General features: G+C 70.3%; 15 protein-coding genes. 11 read left to right on the top strand and 4 right to left on the bottom strand.

The window, feature by feature from the left end; translation table 11 throughout:
* The first annotated feature begins 256 nt into the window (after positions 1 to 256).
* The 6 genes from ACFWYS_RS04610 to ACFWYS_RS04585 all read left to right on the top strand — a co-directional run bounded on the left by ACFWYS_RS04610 (position 257) and on the right by ACFWYS_RS04585 (position 5,293).
* A complete protein-coding gene (locus ACFWYS_RS04610) occupies positions 257 to 577 on the top strand; it encodes a DUF4333 domain-containing protein (protein ID WP_384763237.1) in 321 nt (106 codons plus the stop codon).
* Positions 578 to 708: 131 nt separating this feature from the next.
* Positions 709 to 1,416: a hypothetical protein gene (locus tag ACFWYS_RS04605; protein WP_384763234.1), complete on the top strand. Its 708-nt coding sequence runs from the start codon at positions 709 to 711 to the stop codon at positions 1,414 to 1,416.
* Positions 1,417 to 1,591: 175 nt separating this feature from the next.
* Positions 1,592 to 1,903, top strand: a complete 312-nt coding sequence (locus ACFWYS_RS04600; protein WP_384763231.1) for a WXG100 family type VII secretion target — start codon at positions 1,592 to 1,594, stop codon at positions 1,901 to 1,903.
* A 10-nt stretch (positions 1,904 to 1,913) separates the two neighbouring features.
* Positions 1,914 to 3,119 (top strand): putative T7SS-secreted protein, encoded by a 1,206-nt coding sequence (locus tag ACFWYS_RS04595; RefSeq protein ID WP_384763228.1) that lies wholly within the window; start codon positions 1,914 to 1,916, stop codon positions 3,117 to 3,119.
* Positions 3,120 to 3,218: 99 nt separating this feature from the next.
* Positions 3,219 to 3,740, top strand: coding sequence for a hypothetical protein (locus tag ACFWYS_RS04590; protein WP_384763226.1), 522 nt, complete (start codon positions 3,219 to 3,221; stop codon positions 3,738 to 3,740).
* A gap of 272 nt (positions 3,741 to 4,012) precedes the next feature.
* Positions 4,013 to 5,293 carry a ribonuclease D gene (locus ACFWYS_RS04585; protein ID WP_384763223.1) on the top strand — a complete coding sequence of 427 codons (1,281 nt, stop codon included), beginning with the start codon at positions 4,013 to 4,015 and terminating at the stop codon, positions 5,291 to 5,293.
* Positions 5,294 to 5,317: 24 nt separating this feature from the next.
* On the opposite strand, the gene ACFWYS_RS04580 is transcribed toward ACFWYS_RS04585, so the two are convergent.
* The 3 genes from ACFWYS_RS04580 to ACFWYS_RS04570 are packed head-to-tail and all read right to left on the bottom strand — an operon-like array spanning position 5,318 to position 8,324.
* Positions 5,318 to 6,148, bottom strand: coding sequence for a carbohydrate ABC transporter permease (locus ACFWYS_RS04580; protein ID WP_384763221.1), 831 nt, complete (start codon positions 6,146 to 6,148; stop codon positions 5,318 to 5,320).
* On the bottom strand, positions 6,145 to 7,047 hold the full coding sequence (locus ACFWYS_RS04575) for a carbohydrate ABC transporter permease (RefSeq protein ID WP_384763218.1): 903 nt from the start codon (positions 7,045 to 7,047) through the stop codon (positions 6,145 to 6,147). The genes ACFWYS_RS04580 and ACFWYS_RS04575 overlap by 4 nt, the downstream gene beginning before the upstream one ends.
* Positions 7,014 to 8,324 carry an ABC transporter substrate-binding protein gene (locus ACFWYS_RS04570; RefSeq protein ID WP_384763215.1) on the bottom strand — a complete coding sequence of 437 codons (1,311 nt, stop codon included), beginning with the start codon at positions 8,322 to 8,324 and terminating at the stop codon, positions 7,014 to 7,016. The genes ACFWYS_RS04575 and ACFWYS_RS04570 overlap by 34 nt, the downstream gene beginning before the upstream one ends.
* Positions 8,325 to 8,475: 151 nt before the next feature.
* Here ACFWYS_RS04570 and ACFWYS_RS04565 point away from each other — a divergent pair, with 151 nt between their 5' ends.
* From ACFWYS_RS04565 to ACFWYS_RS04550, 4 genes are all read left to right on the top strand, one after another.
* Positions 8,476 to 10,911, top strand: a complete 2,436-nt coding sequence (locus ACFWYS_RS04565) for a glycoside hydrolase family 2 protein (RefSeq protein WP_384763212.1) — start codon at positions 8,476 to 8,478, stop codon at positions 10,909 to 10,911.
* Complete coding sequence (locus tag ACFWYS_RS04560; RefSeq protein WP_384763209.1) at positions 10,908 to 11,936, top strand: LacI family DNA-binding transcriptional regulator; 1,029 nt, start codon at positions 10,908 to 10,910, stop codon at positions 11,934 to 11,936. Before ACFWYS_RS04565 ends, ACFWYS_RS04560 begins: the two co-directional genes overlap by 4 nt.
* 102 nt (positions 11,937 to 12,038) lie before the next feature.
* Positions 12,039 to 13,265, top strand: a complete 1,227-nt coding sequence (locus ACFWYS_RS04555) for a thiolase family protein (RefSeq protein ID WP_384763206.1) — start codon at positions 12,039 to 12,041, stop codon at positions 13,263 to 13,265.
* A complete protein-coding gene (locus tag ACFWYS_RS04550; RefSeq protein WP_384763204.1) occupies positions 13,262 to 15,388 on the top strand; it encodes a 3-hydroxyacyl-CoA dehydrogenase NAD-binding domain-containing protein in 2,127 nt (708 codons plus the stop codon). Before ACFWYS_RS04555 ends, ACFWYS_RS04550 begins: the two co-directional genes overlap by 4 nt.
* A gap of 80 nt (positions 15,389 to 15,468) precedes the next feature.
* Here the strand turns inward: ACFWYS_RS04550 and ACFWYS_RS04545 are convergent, their stop codons facing one another.
* Positions 15,469 to 16,485: a hypothetical protein gene (locus tag ACFWYS_RS04545; protein ID WP_384763201.1), complete on the bottom strand. Its 1,017-nt coding sequence runs from the start codon at positions 16,483 to 16,485 to the stop codon at positions 15,469 to 15,471.
* A gap of 112 nt (positions 16,486 to 16,597) precedes the next feature.
* Here ACFWYS_RS04545 and ACFWYS_RS04540 point away from each other — a divergent pair, with 112 nt between their 5' ends.
* Positions 16,598 to 17,488, top strand: a complete 891-nt coding sequence (locus ACFWYS_RS04540; protein WP_384763198.1) for an NAD(P)-dependent oxidoreductase — start codon at positions 16,598 to 16,600, stop codon at positions 17,486 to 17,488.
* The last annotated feature ends 7 nt before the right edge of the window (positions 17,489 to 17,495 follow it).

The raw sequence follows: 17,495 nt of genomic DNA, 5'->3' as shown, positions 1-17,495 counted from the left end.
GCCCACCCCACGCCGACCCCCCCCCCTGTCTCCAGCGCCCCCCCCCCCCCCCCCCGCCGCCCCCGGACCCCCGCCCCCCCGCCCCCCCCCCCCTGTCCATGCGGCGGCCTGACCTGCGCAAGTGAAGATCGCTCGCGGGCCGGAGCGGGAGGGTGTGAAGATCGGCCGGGCGGGCGGCACGGACTGATAAACATGCGCACCGACGAGCGTCAATTTCAGGCCCTCGTGATCCTCTCGCCCCGAAACGGAGCCCGCCATGCCCAAGTCCCCCTCCTCCTTGGCCTCTTGGAGCCTCGCCGCCGCAGCCGCCGCCGCGCTGCTGGTGGGCTGCTCGTCGGAGGCCAAGCTGGCCAAGGACGACGTGGCGACCTCGGTGGCCGAGAAGCTCGCCGCGCAGACCGGCCAGCCCAAGCCGGACGTCACCTGCCCCGAGGACCTCGTCGGCAAGGTCGGCACCTCGCTGCGCTGCAAGCTCACCGCGACCGACGGCACCAGCTTCGGCGTGACCGTCAAGGTCACCTCCGTCGACGGCGGCACGATCAAGTACGACATCAAGGTGGACGAGACCGCCTCCTGAGCCGGAGCGGGCCGCCGCGCCCGCTGGACCGTTCTGGCGGGCGCGGGGGAAATGTGTGACCGCGAGGTGCGGATTGTGATGGAGCACCAGGGAGGGGGGCCCGCAGAGAGGCCTCGGGGGATGCTGGCCCCATGAGTGGAATCGAAGCAGTCCTGTTCCTGCTGGCGTGTGGTGGCGTCGTGGCTCTCGTCGTGTGGGACCGCCGGGGCAAGGCCCGCAAGAAGCGTGAGTCCGAAGAGGCGTACACGCAGTTGCGGTCGTTCGCCGAGAGCCGCGGGTGGACCTACGAGGAGGGCGTGCCGAGCCTCGTCGACGCCTACCAGGGGGCCGAGCCCCTCCCGGACAAGGCCAGCAACGTCATGGGGGACAACGTCGTCAGCGGCACTTACCGCGGATTCGGCTTCCGCGCCTTCGAGTACCGCTATTACAACAAGGACATCGACTCGGAGACGACGCATGTCATCGTCCACTCCGTCTGGGCCCTGAACCTGGGCGTGGAGGTTCCGGACCTGCGGATCTACCGCGACGGCTGGTTCGACACCTTCTACCGGGGAAGGGCCATGGAGGTGGGGATCCCCCAGCTCGACAAGGACTTCCACATCGTCTCCCGCGACGAGGAGCGCGCCCGGCCCGTCGTGCTCGACGGCCTGGCGGAGTTCCTCACCTCCGACCCTCGCGCCCTGGAGATGCCGCTCCGCCTCCACGACGGCCAGCTGATCACCGCGCGTTCGCGGACCAAGCTGAGCAGTGAGACGTTCGACGAGCCCCTTGAGTATCTCGCCGACGCCGCGGGCCACTTGGGATCCCTGTCGCCCGCCCGGCCTCCGCAGACGCCGTAGCGCCGCCGTCCTGAGGCGCCTGATGCGGTCGCGCTATGAAGCTTCGCGGTAGGAATCATGTGAGGTCCGGGACCGGCGTCGCCGCGTCTTTGCCTTTGGGAGACCCTCTTTACGTTCTCAACAATCAGGGTGCGGACGCGCGTTCGCGCCCTCTCGAACGTAGAGGGGGGAGCGGATGGGCCAGTTCGACGTGGAGCCGTCCGAACTGCGGTCGGCTTCCAAGAAGATCAAGGACTCCGTGGGCCGGAGCGACAAGGTGAAGCTCGACGAACTCGGGGACTCAAGCGGCGACTTCGGCCACGGCGACGCGGCCGACGAGTTCGCTCAGCTGATGGCCACCTGGATGGAGGCCGTCAAGAGCCCGATGAAGGAGGACGGGGAGAACTCGGCGGCCAAGCTGGACGAGAACGCCGCGTCCTACGAGCGCGCCGAGCAGGAGTCCCAGAACCACTTCACCGGGCCCGCGGTCGCCGGCCCGAGCTACTGACGGGGAAGCAATGGCGGCACAACTCGGCTCCACTCGGGACCCACGCGCACTCGTCCCGGGAAACCCGTCGAAGCTCACAGGCGACGCGGACAAGCTCGACGGACATGCGCAGACCCTCGACGGCATCGGGGACGATCTCGGCTCCGTCCGCATTCCCAGCTGGCACGGACAGGCCAGCGATGCCTTCTGGGAGGACTTCTCGGGCCAGAAGCAGAAGTGGTACCGCGGCTCGGATTCGCTCAGCGCGGCCGCGGGAGCGCTGCGGGACTACGCGAGGGCCCTCTCGTGGGCCCAGGGGCAGGCCGAAGAGGCCATCCGGCTGTACGACGCGGGCGACGAGAGCGGCGGCGAGCAGCTGCTGGAGTCGGCGCGCGCCCATGTCGAGTCGGAGGGCGACGCGGCGGCCGTGAAGTTCAAGGCGCAGGGCGGCGAGGGCGACAACGCGCCCGACTGGCTCTTCTGGGCCGCCGAAGCGACGCAGGACGACACCGGCGCGACGTCCAAGAAGATTCAGCGCACCGAGCTGGAACGGGCACCCGAGACAAGGCCCATCGGGGCCTGGGGCGACCACAAGAACATGACGCAGGCGGAGCGGGAAGCGCTGCGCGAGGGCAAGGGCCCGGGCATCACCGTGGCCGGGCCGTCCGTCACCGCCGACGCCAAGGTGTGGGGCGCCGAGGCCAGGGGCCGCGGTGAGTTCGCGGGCGGCGAGGTCTCCGGCAAGGCCGGCGTCAACCTCCTCGGCGTCGACGCTTCCGCCGGTGTGGGCCTCGTGGACGGCAACGCCACCGCCCAGGCGTCCGGCAAGGCGTATCTCGCCCAGGCCACGGCCGAGGGCAAGTACGGGGTCGGTGTGTTCGAGGCCTCCGGCAAGGGCGAGGCGTACGTGGGCGCCGAGGCCGGCGTCAAGGGCTCCATCGGCACGGACGGTGCCCACGTCGGCGGCGAGGCCTTCGCCGGTGCCAAGGCCACCGCCGAGGGGCATGCCTCCGTCGCCGGTGTCGGCGTCGGTGGCACGGCGGAGGCGTGGGCCGGCGCCGGCGCCGAGGCCCACTTCGACGCCGGCATAAAGGACGGCAAGATCGTCATCGGCGGCGACGTGGGCGTCGCCCTCGGCGTCGGCGGCAAGCTGGGCGGCCAGATCGAGCTCGACCCGGGCAAGATCACCGACACGGCCGGCGACGCGGTCGACGCGATCGGGGACTGGTTCGACTGACCCGTCGCGGGGCGGCCCCGCCCGGGGCTCCCCGCCGCCCCCCTATTCCCCCTCGCTTCCCGTACCGTCGGAACCCGTACCGCAAGGAGTTGATCCACCATGCCGGGCACACTTCCGGTGCCGCTCAACGTCGAGCTCCCGCAGGGCTGGCAGTCCGCGCCCCCGGACGAGGTCGGCGCCCCGCAGGCCGCCTTCGTCGCCGTGCACATGGCCTCCCGGGGCCAGGGCTTCATGCCGAACATCACGGTCACCGGCCACGCCCTCGAAGCCTCGTCGAGTCTGCACGGCCTCGCCGAGGAATCGGTGCGGCGGCTGCGCGAGAACGTCGGTGCCGTCGAGATCGTCAAGCGCACCGAGGTCGGCACCTCGCCCGCGCCGGGCCTCATCGACGCACCGGGGATCGTGCAGAACCTGCGCATCCAGGCCAGCGTCAACGGGCAGCCGATGGAGCTCGCGCAGAGCCAGTTCATCCTGGTGCTGGAGAACGAGCAGCGGCGCGGCGAACGCGCCGAGATCGAGATCGCGCTGACCGCGAGGACGAGCCAGCTCCAGGACGTCCTTGAGGACTTCCAGACCTTCGTCTCCACCCTCCGCCCGGCCACCCCCACCCCGGAGGGCTAGCCGGGAGGCCCGGTCTTCGCGAAAGCATCCGCAGCTGAGCGGGCCGCCGGCGTCGCACGCCGGGCGGTTCATGGGGCCGGTGGATATCATCTTCGGGGTTGTGATGGGCTGCTTTCGGAGGATTGCGGCGGGCCGCAGGGCATGTCGAGGGCCGAGATGGCCGAGAAGCATCGGTATGGCGTGAGAAACGGCTGGCCGTGTTTCTGCAGGTCAGGGGCAACGTGTCCAGAACGCGCAGGTCAGGCGCTCGCGCATACAGATACCCTTGACATGTGACCGACGCCCAAGAGACCGCAGCAGACAGCTCACTGCGAACCACCGGAGGCGCCCCTCCGGACGACGGCGGATCTTCTGTTACGGAGGCGCCGATCCCTTTGCTGGAACCCCGCGAGGGCATTCCGCCCGTGATCGCCGACGAGGCCGCGCTCGCCGAGGTGATCGCCGCCTTCTCCGCGGGCTCGGGCCCCGTCGCCGTCGACGCCGAACGGGCGTCCGGCTACCGCTACGGCCAGCGCGCCTACCTCGTGCAGCTGCGCCGCGCGGGCGCGGGGTCCGCGCTGATCGACCCCGTGGCCTGTCCCGACCTGTCCGGACTCGGCGAGGCGCTGTCCGGTGTGGAGTGGGTGCTGCACGCCGCCACCCAGGATCTGCCCTGTCTGCGCGAGATAGGCATGGTGCCCACCCGGCTGTTCGACACCGAGCTGGCCGGGCGCCTCGCCGGGTTCCCCAGGGTCGGCCTCGGCGCGATGGTCGAGGGCGTGCTCGGGTTCGTCCTGGAGAAGGGGCACTCGGCCGTCGACTGGTCGACCCGCCCGCTGCCCGAGCCGTGGCTTCGGTACGCGACGCTGGACGTCGAGCTCCTCGTCGATCTGCGCGACGCGCTGGAGAAGGAGCTGGACCGGCAGGGGAAGCTGGAGTGGGCGCTGCAGGAGTTCGACGCGATCGCGTCCGCGCCGCCTGCCGAGCCGCGCAAGGATCCCTGGCGGCGGACGTCCGGGATGCACAAGGTACGGCGGCGTCGGCAGCTGGGCGTGGTGCGGGAGCTGTGGCAGACCCGGGACCGTATCGCTCAGAAGCGGGACGTGTCGCCGGGCAAGGTGCTGTCCGACGCGGCCATCGTGGAGGCGGCGCTCGCGCTGCCGGGGAATGTGCATGCCCTTGCCGCGCTGAATGGTTTCGGTCATCGGATGGGGCGGCGGCAGCTGGAGCAGTGGCAGGCCGCGGTCGACCGTGCGAAGGCCCTGACCGAGTCGCAGTTGCCGACGCCCGGGCAGCCCGTCACCGGGCCTCCGCCGCCGCGTGCCTGGGCCGACAAGGATCCGGTCGCCGCGGCTCGGCTGACCGCGGCTCGGACCGCGATCTCGGCGCTGGCCGAGCAGCTCAACATGCCGCAGGAGAACTTGATCACTCCGGATACCGTGCGGCGGGTGTGCTGGGAGCCGCCGAAGGTGGTGAGCGCCGAGTCGGTGGCGGAGGCGCTGGCCGGTCATGGGGCCCGGGGCTGGCAGGTCGAGCAGGTCACGCCGGTTCTGGTGGCCGCGCTGTCCGCCTAGTCGCCGCACGCCCCCAAGGGCCTCTCACCTGGTCGCGCCCTTGGTGAAGCCGTTGTAGATGAAGCGCTGCAGCAGCAGGAAGACGATCAAGGTCGGCAGGATCACCAGCACCGCTCCTGCCGAGATCGTTTCCCAGTGGGCGCCGAACGGGCCCTTGAAGCGGAACAGCGACGTCGAGATCACGCCAAGGTCCTCGGACGGCATGTAGAGGAACGGGATGTAGAAGTCGTTGTAGGTGGTGATGCCCTTGACGATCACCACCGTCGCGATCGCCGGCTTCAGCAGGGGGAAGATGATCCGGCGGTAGATCGTGAAGGCGCTCGCGCCGTCCAGGCGGGCCGCCTCGTCCAGGGATGTCGGGATCGAGCGGACGAACTGCAGGAAGATGTAGATCGAGACGATGTCCGTGCCCATGTAGAGGGCGATCGGCGCCCAGAGGCTGTCGAACATGCCGAAGCTGTTGACGATCTGGAAGGTCGCCACCTGGGTCGTGACTCCCGGGACCAGGGCGGCGATCAGGAACAGGGCCACGACCAGCTTCTTGAAGCGGAAGGTGAAGCGGTCGATGGCGTACGCCGTCATCGAGCCGATGAGGACCGTGCCGCCGATGGCGAAGAGCAGGATGATCGCCGTGTTGGCGAGGGCCGGGAGCATACGGCCGTCCTGGAACGCCGTCGCGTAGTTGTGGAAGTTCAGCGGGTCGTCGGGGAGGGCCAGCGCCCCGCTGTCGTTCGCCATCTCCTTGTCGGACTTCAGGGACGTCAGCAGTACGGCGGCCAGCGGGAGCAGGACCACCACCGTCGCCGCCACCAGGGACAGGTACACCAGCGTGCGGGCCACCGCGCGGCGTGTCATGCGAGGTCCACCTTGTCGTCGGGGACGAGGCGTCGCTGTACCCAGGTCACCGCCAGGACGATCAGCAGCAGCACGACCGCGGCCGCCGAGGCGAGCCCCGTCTTGTTGAACTGGAAGGCCAGCTTCACGGTCTGGATCACGAAGGTCTCGGTGCCGGTGGCCCCGCCCGTCATGATGTACGGGATCTCGAAGACCGACAGCGAGCCGGAGACCGCCAGGATCACGGTGAGGGACAGCACCGGTTTGATGCCCGGCGCGATGATGTGCCGGAACTGGTGCCAGCGGTTCGCGCCGTCCAGTTCGGCCGCCTCGTACAGCTCCCCGGGGATCGACTGGATCGCGCCGAGGAAGAGGACGAAGTTCAGGCCCAGGTAGCGCCAGACGGAGACCGCGGCGAGGGACGTGTTCGCCGAGGCCGGGGTGCCGAGCCAGGCGCGGTCCGTCTGCACGCCGAACAGGCTCAGCACCGAGTCGAGGGTGCCGCCGTCCTGGAAGAAGTAGAGGAAGACGAAGCCGATCGCGACACCGTTGATCAGGTACGGGAAGAACAGCACGCCCTTGAAGAAGTTCCGGAAGCGGACGTTGAAGCTGAGGATCGTGGCGAAGTAGAGGGCCGCGACGATCTGGACGACGGACGCCGCCAGGTAGTAGCCGCTGACCCAGAACACCTCGAACAGGTCGGAGCGGGTGAAGAGTTCGGCGTAGTTCTCGGGGCCCGTGTAGTGCAGCTCAGGGCTCACGCCGTCCCAGTCGGTGAAGCTGTACGCGACCATGTTGGCGATCGGCGCGTAGGTGAAGACGATCAGCAGGGCGAGTGGCGCGAGCAGGAACAGCCAGGGGGTGGCCTTCTTGGTCGTGTCCGTCATCAGGACCCCAGGGAGTCTTGCGTGCCGGTCCATTTCTTCGCGAGGCCGTTCAGGAAGTCGTCCAGGCTGCCCTTGGTGGCGCCGCGGGCGAGGTCGACCAGGTCCTGGCGGTAGTCGGGCTTGTAGATGCCGACCTCGGACTGGTTGTCGATGGACTTGACCTCGGCGCCCTTGCTGTCGTCGAGGTCGAGGATCTTGACGCCCTGCTCCTCGTACGGCTTCAGGACGTCGGGCAGCGGGGCGTCCTTGAGCGGCGACAGGGCCAGGTTGTCCGCCGCGTAGCCGGACTTGTCGGTGAACCAGTCGATCCAGGCGCGGGCCGCCTCCTTGTGCTCGGAGTGGATGTTGACGGCCTGGTTGTAGTCGGGCTTCGCCACCGCGCAGAACGTGCCGTCCTTCTGGGCGGGGAAGGGCATGAACCCGATGTCGTCCGGGTCGGCGCCGGCCTGCTGCGCCGCGCCCCGCATCTGGATGACCGCCCAGGAGCCGAGCCACATCGTGGCGATCTCGCCCTTGGCGATACGGGGCTTGGACGCCTCCCAGTTGGTGGTCGTCGGGTCCTTCTCGATCAGGCCCTCGCGCACGATGTCGTACAGCAGCGTGTCGGCGGTGCGCAGGTCGGCGCCCGCGGCCCACGGGTCGCCCTCGGCGAGCCTGGTGGTGGCCTGTTCGTCGCAGCCGACGGAGCCGTTGACATCCGTCCACTGGGTGAGCGGCCACATGTCCTTGAAGTTGGTGTAGTACGGGATCGCGTCGGTCTTCGACCTGATCGCCTTCAGGTCGTCGAGGAACGCGGCCGGGGTCGTGGGCCAGTCGGTGACCCCGGCTTCCCGCCACACCTTCTTGTTGTAGATGAATCCCGGGACCGCGCCGAGCGGGCTCTGGCCGTAGACCTTGCCGTCGACGGTGGTGTAGTCGGTGAAGCGGTATGTCTTGCTCCGCTCGGCCTGCGTGCCCAGCGAGGCGAAGAACCTGGGGTAGTTCTTCTTCTCGATCACGGCCGGGATCATGAGGACGTCACCGTAGTTCTCGGTGTTCATACGGATCTTGACTTCGCCCTCGTAGTCGGTGATGCCGTCGAATTCGACCTTCACCGCGGGATACGTCTTGTTGAACTCGGCGGCGTACTTCTTCATCGTGCCGTCCTGCACGAGGTCGGTCCGGTGGGTGAGAACGGTGATGGTGCCGTTCACCTTCGACGGGTCGTCGGCGGCCTTGGCCTCCGCGCCCTGCGAGCTTCCTCCGGTGCCGGTGCACGCCGAGAGCAGCAGGGCGGTCGTGGCGATGGCGAGGACTGTACGGCGGTTCATGTGCGTCAGCTCCGTTCGTGGGACGGACGAGCACTGCGGGTTGGCTGGTTCGGAACTCTGACAACGTTTTCTTAACCGGTAAAGTCCCTATCTCGCCAAGGATGCAGAACTGGTTCCCGGCACTGGGATGAATCGGTTTAGGAGTGCGCGCATGCTTCAGGCCACACCGCTCACCGACGGATGGATCCTGCGACACCCGGAGGGCGCGGCAGCCGCACTCCCGGCCACCGTGCCCGGCTGTGTGCACACCGATCTACTGGCGTCGGGCGTGATCCCGGACCCCTTTCTCGGGCGCGCCGAGACCGAGGTGGCGTGGGTGGGGCGGCGGGACTGGACGTACGAGACCGGCCTGGAGGCGGGGGCCGCCCATGCGGCGCACGAGCAGACCGACCTGGTCTTCGACGGGCTCGACACCGTCGCCGAGATCCTGCTCGACGGCCGGCTCCTGGGCCGGGTACGGAACATGCACCGCTCGTACCGCTTCGATGTGACGGGTCTGAGCGGGCGCCTCTCGGTGCGTTTCGCCTCCGCCTACGCCGAGGCCGAGGCCGTGCGCGGCAGGCTGGGCGAACGGCCCGCCGCCTACGCCGAGCCCTACCAGTACGTCCGCAAGATGGCCTGCTCCTTCGGCTGGGACTGGGGGCCGACCCTGGTGACGGCCGGGATCTGGCGTCCGGTGCGTCTTGAGCACTGGTCGACGGCCCGGATCGCACGCGTACGGCCACTGGTGACCGTCGAACAGGGCGCCGGCACGGTCGAGTTGGCCGTCGACGTCGAGCGGACCCGGGTCGAGGTGCCGCTCGCCGTGGAGGCGACGGTCGGCGGCGTGCGGGCCCGGGCGGAGATCGACGGGGCGAGCGGTGTCGTACGGCTCCAGGTGCCGGACGTACGGCTGTGGTGGCCTCGCGGGTACGGCGAACAGCCGCTGTACGACGTCGAGTTGACGCTGCTGCACGGTGACGCCCCGCTGGACGTGTGGCGGCGCCGGATCGGCTTCCGGAGCGTCGAGCTGGACCGCCGGTCCGACGCCGACGGCACCGGGTTCACCCTCGTCGTGAACGGCGAGCGGCTCTTCGCGCGGGGCGTCAACTGGATCCCGGACGACGTCTTCCCGTCCCGGGTCACGCGGGACCGGTACCGCCGACGGCTGCGGCAGGCGGCCGACGCGGGCGTGGACCTCGTACGGGTCTGGGGCGGCGGGATCTACGAGAGCGAGGACTTCTACGACGCCTGCGACGAGCTGGGGCTGCTGGTCTGGCAGGACTTCCCGTTCGCCTGCGCGGCCTACCCGGAGGAGCAGCCGCTGCGCGGCGAGGTGGAGGCCGAGGCCCGCGAGAACGTCGTACGGCTGATGCCGCACCCCTCGCTCGTGCTGTGGAACGGCAACAACGAGAACCTGTGGGGGTTCCGGGACTGGGGCTGGGAACCTCGGCTGGCCGGGGACTCCTGGGGCGAGGGGTACTACCTGGGCGTGCTGCCGCGGGTGGTGGCCGAGCTGGATCCGACGCGGCCGTACACGGCGGGGAGCCCCTGGTCCGGGTCGTGGGAGCGGCATCCGAACGATCCGGCGCACGGCACGCACCACTCCTGGGAGGTGTGGAACCGGGAGGACTACGCCGAGTACCGCGCGCACGTGCCGCGGTTCGTGGCCGAGTTCGGCTGGCAGGCGCCGCCCGCCTACGCCACGCTGCGGCGGGCACTGCCGGGCGAGGAGCTCGCACCGGACTCCCCCGGCATGCTGCACCACCAGAAGGCGGACGACGGGAACGGGAAGCTGAGGCGGGGGCTGGAGCGGCATTTCGCCCGGCCCGGGAAGGACTCCGAAAAGGACTCCGAGAACGAATCCGGGAACGAATCCGGGTGGGATTTCGACCGGTGGCACTACCTCACCCAGGTCAACCAGGCGCGTGCCGTCGCGGCCGGGATCGAGCACTGGCGGTCGCACTGGCCGGTGTGCGCGGGCACGGTCGTGTGGCAGCTCAACGACTGCTGGCCGGTGACGTCCTGGGCGGCGATCGACGGCGACGGGCGGGAGAAGCCGCTCTACCACGAGCTGCGACGGCTGTACGCGGACCGGCTGCTGACGCTTCGAGTACGGGAGCGGGGGCTGGAGTTGGCCGTCGTCAATCAGGCGGCTCAGGCGTGGTCGGGGATGGTGCGGCTGCGGCGGATGTCGGTCGAGGGGGTCGTGGCCGGGGAGGCCGGTGTCGGGTTCGGCGCCGAAGGGCGGCGGGTGGCCCTGGTCGCCGTACCGAAGGAGCTGGAGCCCGCCGGGCCGAAGGAGTTCCTCGTGGCCGACGCGGGCGGGCTGCGTACCGTGTACTTTCCCGTGCCGGATCGCGAAGTACCGTATCCACGGCCGGAGTTCGACGTCGCACTAGTGCCGGGTGGGATCGTGGTGACGGCCCGCACCCTGGTACGGGATCTGCTGTTGCAGGCCGACCGGCTGCACCCGGACGCCCGGGCCGACCGGGGGCTCGTCACACTGCTGCCCGGCGAAGCGGTGACCATCGGTGTGTCCGGCTGGGAGACTCCTGACGCCGAGGCCGCCCGGTCCGCCCTGTACTGCATGGAGCCCTCCCGATGACGACCCCCCGCGTCACCATCAAGGACGTGGCCGCGCGCGCCGGTGTGTCCAAGGGCGCCGTGTCGCTCGCCTTCAACCACAAGCCGGGGCTGTCGGAGGCGACCCGGGACCGGATCTTCCGAGCCGCGCGGGAGCTGGGCTGGGCGCCGAACCTCACGGCGCGGACACTGGCCGGGTCCCGGGTGGACGTGGTGGGGCTGGCGATCTGCCGGCCGGCCCGGCAGCTGGGCCTCGAACCCTTCTACATGGAGTTCATCTCGGGTGTGGAGAGCGTCCTGACCAAGCACTCCTGCTCGCTGCTGCTGCGGCTCGTACGGACCGTGGAGGAGGAGGTCGGGCTGCAGGGGACGTGGTGGCGGGGGCGGCAGATCGGCGGGTCGATCCTGGTCGACTTCCGGGCGGACGACCCGAGAGTGGCGATGGTCCAGCGGCTCGGGATGCCGGTCGTCGCGGTCGGACATCCGTCGCTGACGGGCGGGCTGACCTCGGTGTGGACCGACGACGCCACCGCCGTGACGGAGGCCGTGCGGTATCTGGCCGCGCTGGGGCATCGGCGGATCGCGCGGGTGGGCGGCGCGGCGGCACTCGGGCACACCGCCATCCGTACGGCCGCCTTCGACGAGGCCGCGCGGGGGCTGGGGCTGGCGGGGGCGTCACAGGTCGCGACCGACTTCTCCGGGGACGCGGGGGCGCGGGCGACGAGGTCGCTGCTGACGGCGCCGTCGGCGGACCGGCCGACGGCGATCGTGTACGACAACGACATCATGGCGGTGGCGGGGCTGTCGGTGGCGGCCGAGATGGGGCTCCGGGTGCCGGCCGACGTGTCGCTGCTGGCCTGGGACGATTCGCAGCTGTGCCGGCTCACGCATCCGACGCTGTCCGCGATGAGCCATGACGTGCACGGGTTCGGGGCGGAGGTCGCCCGGACCCTGTTCGGCGAGATCATGGGTGAGGGGCCCGGATCGCATCCCGTACCCACCCCGGTACTGGCCCCGAGAGGGTCCACGGCACCCCCGACGGTGTGACCTTCGCCGCTCCCGCCCCCGGGACTGGGCAGCTACGTTACTCATAAGTAGCATGGCCATGAGCAAGCGCTCAGCGTCCCGCACCTCTGGAGGAGAGCCATCGTGCCTCGTACCGTCAGGGACGTCGTCTTCGTCGACGGCGTCCGCACCCCGTTCGGCAAGGCGGGCCCGAAGGGCATCTACCACGAGACCCGCGCCGACGACCTCGTCGTCAAGGCGATCCGGGAGCTGCTGCGCCGCAACCCGGCTCTGGACCCGAAGCAGATCGACGAGGTCGCCATCGCCGCGACCACCCAGATCGGTGACCAGGGCCTGACCCTCGGCCGTACGGCGGGCATCCTGGCCGGCCTCCCCCAGTCGGTGCCCGGCTACTCCATCGACCGGATGTGCGCCGGCGCCCTGACCGCCGTGACGAGCGTCGCCGGTTCGATCGCCTTCGGTGCCTACGACGCCGTCATCGCCGGTGGTGTCGAGCACATGGGCCGCCACCCGATGGGCGAGGGCGTGGACCCCAACCCGCGGTTCGTGAGCGAGAAGCTGGTCGACGAGTCCGCGCTGTTCATGGGCATGACGGCGGAGAACCTCCACGACCGCTACCCCACCATCACCAAGCAGCGCGCCGACGAGTACGCGGTGCGCTCGCAGGAGAAGGCCGCGAAGGCGTACGCCAACGGCAAGATCCAGCAGGACCTGGTGCCGGTCTCCGTGCGCCGGACCAACGCCGAGGCGGGCGAGACGGGCTGGGGCCTGGTCACCGCCGACGAGCCGATGCGCCCGGGTACGACGCTGGAGAGCCTGTCCGGCCTGAAGACGCCGTTCCGCGTCCACGGCCGCGTCACGGCGGGTAACGCGGCCGGTCTGAACGACGGTGCGACCGCCTCGATCATCGCGAGCGAGGACTTCGCCCGCGAGAACAACCTGCCGGTCAAGATGCGCCTCGTCTCGTACGCCTTCGCGGGCGTCGAGCCGGAGGTCATGGGCTACGGCCCGATCCCGGCCACCGAGAAGGCCCTCGCCAAGGCTGGTCTGTCGATCGAGGACATCAACCTCTTCGAGATCAACGAGGCCTTCGCCGTCCAGGTGCTCGCCTTCCTGGAGCACTACGGCATCGCCGACGACGACGCGCGCGTCAACCAGTACGGCGGCGCCATCGCCTACGGCCACCCGCTCGCCTCCTCCGGCGTCCGGCTGATGACGCAGCTGGCCCGTCAGTTCGAGGAGCAGCCGGAGGTCCGCTACGGCCTCACCACCATGTGTGTCGGCTTCGGCATGGGCGCCACGGTGATCTGGGAGAACCCGAACCACAAGGACGCCGGAGGCAACAAGTGAGCACCACCGAACTCCTGAAGGGCGCGGCCGAGCTGTTCCCGGACGAGGTCGTCACGTCCGCGCACGTACGTCACCTCGACCTGCCGTCCGGCGCCGGGCGCTTCGCCCTGATCACGCTGGACAACGGCTTCGACCACACCAAGCCGACCACCTTCGGCCCGGCCTCGCTGGCGAACCTGAACGCCGCCATCGACCAGGTCGAGAAGGAGGCCGCGGACGGCGACATCGTCGGCGTCGGCATCACCGGCAAGCCGTTCATCTTCGCCGTCGGCGCCGACCTCAAGGGCGTCGAGCTGCTGAAGGAGCACAAGGACGCGCTGGCCATCGGCAAGGGCGGCCACGAGGTCTTCAAGCGGCTGTCGGCCCTCGCCGTGCCGACCTTCGCCTACTACAACGGTGCCGCGATGGGCGGTGGCGTCGAGGTCGGTCTGCACTGCAAGTACCGGACCGTCTCGAAGGCGCTGCCCGCCTTCTCGCTCCCCGAGGTGTTCCTGGGCCTGGTCCCGGGCTGGGGCGGCTGCACGATCCTGCCGAACCTGATCGGCGCCGACAAGGCCGTCTCGGTGATCATCGAGAACAGCCTCAACCAGAACAAGCAGCTCAAGGGCCAGCAGGTCTTCGACCTGGGCATCGCCGACGCCATCTTCGAGGGCGCCGACTTCCTGGAGCAGTCGCTGATCTGGACCGCCCAGGTGCTGAAGGGCGACGTCGAGGTCGAGCGTCCGGTGATCGACCGCGGTGAGGCCTGGGACCAGGCCGTCGCCAAGGGCCGCTTCATCGCGGACTCCAAGGTGCACGGCGCCGCTCCGGCCGCCTACCGCGCCCTCGACATCATCGCCGCCGCCAAGAACGGCGACCTCCAGCAGGGCTACGACGCCGAGGACAAGGCGCTCGCCGACCTGATCATGGGTGGCGAACTGCGCTCCGGCATCTACGCCTTCAACCTGGTGCAGAAGCGCGGCAAGCGTCCCGCGGGTGCGCCTGACAAGAACCTGGCGCGTCCGGTCACCAAGGTCGGCGTGGTCGGCGCGGGCCTGATGGCCTCGCAGCTGGCGCTGCTCTTCCTGCGCCGCCTGGAGGTCCCGGTCGTCCTCACGGACATCGACCAGGAGCGCGTCGACAAGGGTGTGGGCTACGTCCACGCCGAGATCGAGAAGCTGCTCGGCAAGGGCCGTATCAACCAGGACAAGGCCAACCGCCTGAAGGCCCTGGTCACCGGTGTGCTGGACAAGGCCGAGGGCTTCGCGGACGCGGACTTCATCATTGAGGCCGTCTTCGAGGAGATCGGCGTCAAGCAGCAGGTGTTCGCCGAGGTCGAGGCGGTCGCCCCGGCGCACGCGATCTTCGCCACGAACACCTCCTCGCTGTCGGTGTCGGAGATGGCGTCGAAGCTTCAGCACCCCGAGCGGGTCGTGGGCTTCCACTTCTTCAACCCGGTCGCCGTCCTGCCGCTGCTGGAGATCGTCCGCGGCGAGCAGACCGACGACGCCTCGCTGGCCACGGCGTTCGCCGTCGCCAAGAAGCTGAAGAAGACCGCGGTCCTCACCAAGGACGCCCCGGCGTTCGTCGTGAACCGCATCCTCACCCGCTTCATGGGCGAGATCCAGAACGTCATCGACGAGGGCACCCCGGTCGAGGTGGCGGAGAAGGCGGTGGAGCCCCTGGGCCTGCCGATGTCTCCTCTCGTCCTCCTTGAGCTGGTCGGTCCCGCGATCGGTCTGCACGTCTCGGAGACCCTCAACCGGGCCTTCCCGGACCGCTTCACGGTCTCCCCGAACCTCGCGGCCGTCGTCAAGGCGGGCAAGCGCGGCTTCTACGTCTACGACTCCGGGAAGCCGGAGCTGGACCCGGAGGTCGCCGCGCTGCTGAAGCAGGGCGACTCCGTCCTGACCGAGGAGCAGGTCCGCGACCGAGTCCTCGACGCCGTCGCCCAGGAGATCGGGCTCATGCTCGACGAGGGCGTCGTCGCCGAGGCCCAGGACATCGACCTCTGCCTGATCACGGGCGCCGGCTGGCCCTTCCACCTGGGCGGCATCACGCCGTACCTGGACCGCGAGGGTGTCTCCGAGCGCGTGAACGGCAAGAAGTTCCTGGCGCCGGGTGTGGCGTCGGTTCCGGCGTAACACGACTCGTACGCGAGTGAGGGCCCCTGCTCCGGCAGGGGCCCTTTCGTGTGCTGGGCCGCCGGGGCCGGGCCGGGCGGTCAGACCTCCCGCCATGCCTCCAGGGCCAGCCCCGGCTCGTCCTTGCGGCGGGTGACGAGGAGTTGGCCGGTCGACGGTGACAGCGTTGCCGCGACGACCCGGCCGTCCTCGTCCACCGCCATCGCCACCACCGCGTCCGCCGGGAGCTGCGGTCCCGACTCGGTCCACCACGCGCCCGCCGACTCCTGCTCCGTCGGATACGCGGCGAAGGCGACGCGGCCGCTCGCCGAGCGCTGGGCGAGCAACGTGCAGTCGTGGCCGTCGAGTTCGCAGCGGATCGCGGAGACCGGGCCCGGGCCGGCGGACGTCAGCAGGGTGACCGGCTTGGTGCCGGGGCGCCAGGCGCACAGGTCGCCGGAGTCGTCGGCGTAGAAGAGGGTGGTGTGCTCGGCGGAGGTGGCCAGGGCGTGCAGGGTGCCGGCGCGGACCGGGGTCTCCAGCGCCTCCTCCAGGACCGGGACGCTGCCCGGCTTCTCCTGCCGCCAGTGCAGGAGGGCGCCGGGGACGGTCGCGTACAGCTCGACCAGCCCGGACTGCCCCGTGACCGCGGCCGGCCGGTCGTCCACCTCGCTCCCCTTGAGGTCGCGCCACGGCCCCCAGCCGCCGGCCTCCTTCTGACCGCGCATGCTCACGCCGCCCGCCCTGTTGCGGACGAAGACATGGGCCCGCCCCACCGCGTCAACGGTGACGGCGGGTGTGCCGGTGCTGTCGCCGGACTTGTCGGGGTGGCCGATGGAGATCCAGTCCAGGGCGGCGAGCCGCGGCCGGAAGTGCGTGGAGTGGACCAGGCCCGCCTCGCCCGCCCTGGTGGGACGCCAGGCGGCCAGATGGGCGTAGGCGTCGGCACCGTGGCCGACCGCGGAGCCCGGGCGCAGCCGCTGGTCGCCGCCGACCCGGCGCGGGGGTTCCCAGGGGCCGCCGGGTCCGAGTTCCGCCCGGCACAGCACGGCGTCGTCGGTCGGCAGATAGACGCTGAGGCGGCCGTCGCGGCCGCGGATGAGCCAGTCGCCGTTCACCGGTTCACTCTATTCGGGGGTGAACCACCGGGTGGCCCCGCCCCCGGGCAAGCTGGACCACAGCAGCAACGTCCGTACGAGAACAGGAATTCGAGAACAGGAAGTCGACGTCATGACCGACAAGCTCACCGTGAGCGTCCTGGGCACCGGCATCATGGGCGCCGCGATGGCCCGCAATCTGGCGCGAGCCGGACACGGCGTCCGCGCCTGGAACCGCACCCGCGCCAAGGCCGAGCCCCTGACCGCCGACGGCGCGTTCGTCGCCGACACCCCCGCCGAGGCGGTCCGGGGCGCCGACGTCGTCCTGACCATGCTGTACGACGGTCCCGCGACGCTGGACGTCATGCAGGAGGCGGCGCCCGGCCTGCGTGCCGATGCCGTGTGGATGCAGTCGACGACCGCCGGGATCGACTTCATCGCCGACCTGGCCGCGTTCGCCCGCGAGCACGGCCTGGTCTTCTACGACGCCCCCGTGCTGGGCACCCGGCAGCCCGCCGAGGCCGGTCAGCTCACCGTGCTGGCGGCCGGGCCGGTGGAGGGGCGGGACATGGTGACGCCGGTGTTCGACGCGGTCGGCGCCCGTACGGTGTGGACCGGCGAGGACGGCGGGGCGGGCACCGCGACCCGGCTGAAGCTGGTCGCCAACAGCTGGGTGCTCGCGGTGACCAACGCGGCCGGTGAGGTGCTGGCGCTCTCCAAGGCCCTGGACGTGGACCCGCAGCGCTTCTTCGAGGTGATCGACGGCGGCCCGCTCGACATGGGGTATCTGCGGGCCAAGACCGGCCTGGTGCTGAACGACCGGCTGTCCCCGGCCGCGTTCGCGGTGACCACGGCGGCGAAGGACGCCCGGCTCATCGTGGAGGCGGGTGAGCGGCACGGCGCCCGCCTGGACGTGGCCGAGGCGAGCGCGGAACGCTTCGAACGGGCGGCTGCGCTGGGGCACGGGGACGAGGACATGGCGGCGGCGTACTTCGCGAGCTTCGGGGATGCCGAGGACGCCTGATCCGCAC

This window comes from Streptomyces sp. NPDC059010 (genome assembly GCF_042740355.1).
Classification (GTDB): domain Bacteria; phylum Actinomycetota; class Actinomycetes; order Streptomycetales; family Streptomycetaceae; genus Streptomyces.
This window is presented reverse-complemented; position numbering and strand designations above follow the sequence as displayed.

Bases quoted from the DNA above. Each gene is read 5' to 3' on its own strand.
- ACFWYS_RS04610 (WP_384763237.1), top strand. From the start codon at position 257: ATGCCCAAGTCCCCCTCCTCCTTGGCCTCTTGGAGCCTCGCCGCCGCA.
- ACFWYS_RS04605 (WP_384763234.1), top strand. From the start codon at position 709: ATGAGTGGAATCGAAGCAGTCCTGTTCCTGCTGGCGTGTGGTGGCGTC.
- ACFWYS_RS04600 (WP_384763231.1), top strand. From the start codon at position 1,592: ATGGGCCAGTTCGACGTGGAGCCGTCCGAACTGCGGTCGGCTTCCAAG.
- ACFWYS_RS04595 (WP_384763228.1), top strand. From the start codon at position 1,914: ATGGCGGCACAACTCGGCTCCACTCGGGACCCACGCGCACTCGTCCCG.
- ACFWYS_RS04590 (WP_384763226.1), top strand. From the start codon at position 3,219: ATGCCGGGCACACTTCCGGTGCCGCTCAACGTCGAGCTCCCGCAGGGC.
- ACFWYS_RS04580 (WP_384763221.1), bottom strand. From the start codon at position 6,148: ATGACACGCCGCGCGGTGGCCCGCACGCTGGTGTACCTGTCCCTGGTG.
- ACFWYS_RS04575 (WP_384763218.1), bottom strand. From the start codon at position 7,047: ATGGACCGGCACGCAAGACTCCCTGGGGTCCTGATGACGGACACGACC.
- ACFWYS_RS04570 (WP_384763215.1), bottom strand. From the start codon at position 8,324: ATGAACCGCCGTACAGTCCTCGCCATCGCCACGACCGCCCTGCTGCTC.
- ACFWYS_RS04565 (WP_384763212.1), top strand. From the start codon at position 8,476: ATGCTTCAGGCCACACCGCTCACCGACGGATGGATCCTGCGACACCCG.
- ACFWYS_RS04560 (WP_384763209.1), top strand. From the start codon at position 10,908: ATGACGACCCCCCGCGTCACCATCAAGGACGTGGCCGCGCGCGCCGGT.
- ACFWYS_RS04540 (WP_384763198.1), top strand. From the start codon at position 16,598: ATGACCGACAAGCTCACCGTGAGCGTCCTGGGCACCGGCATCATGGGC.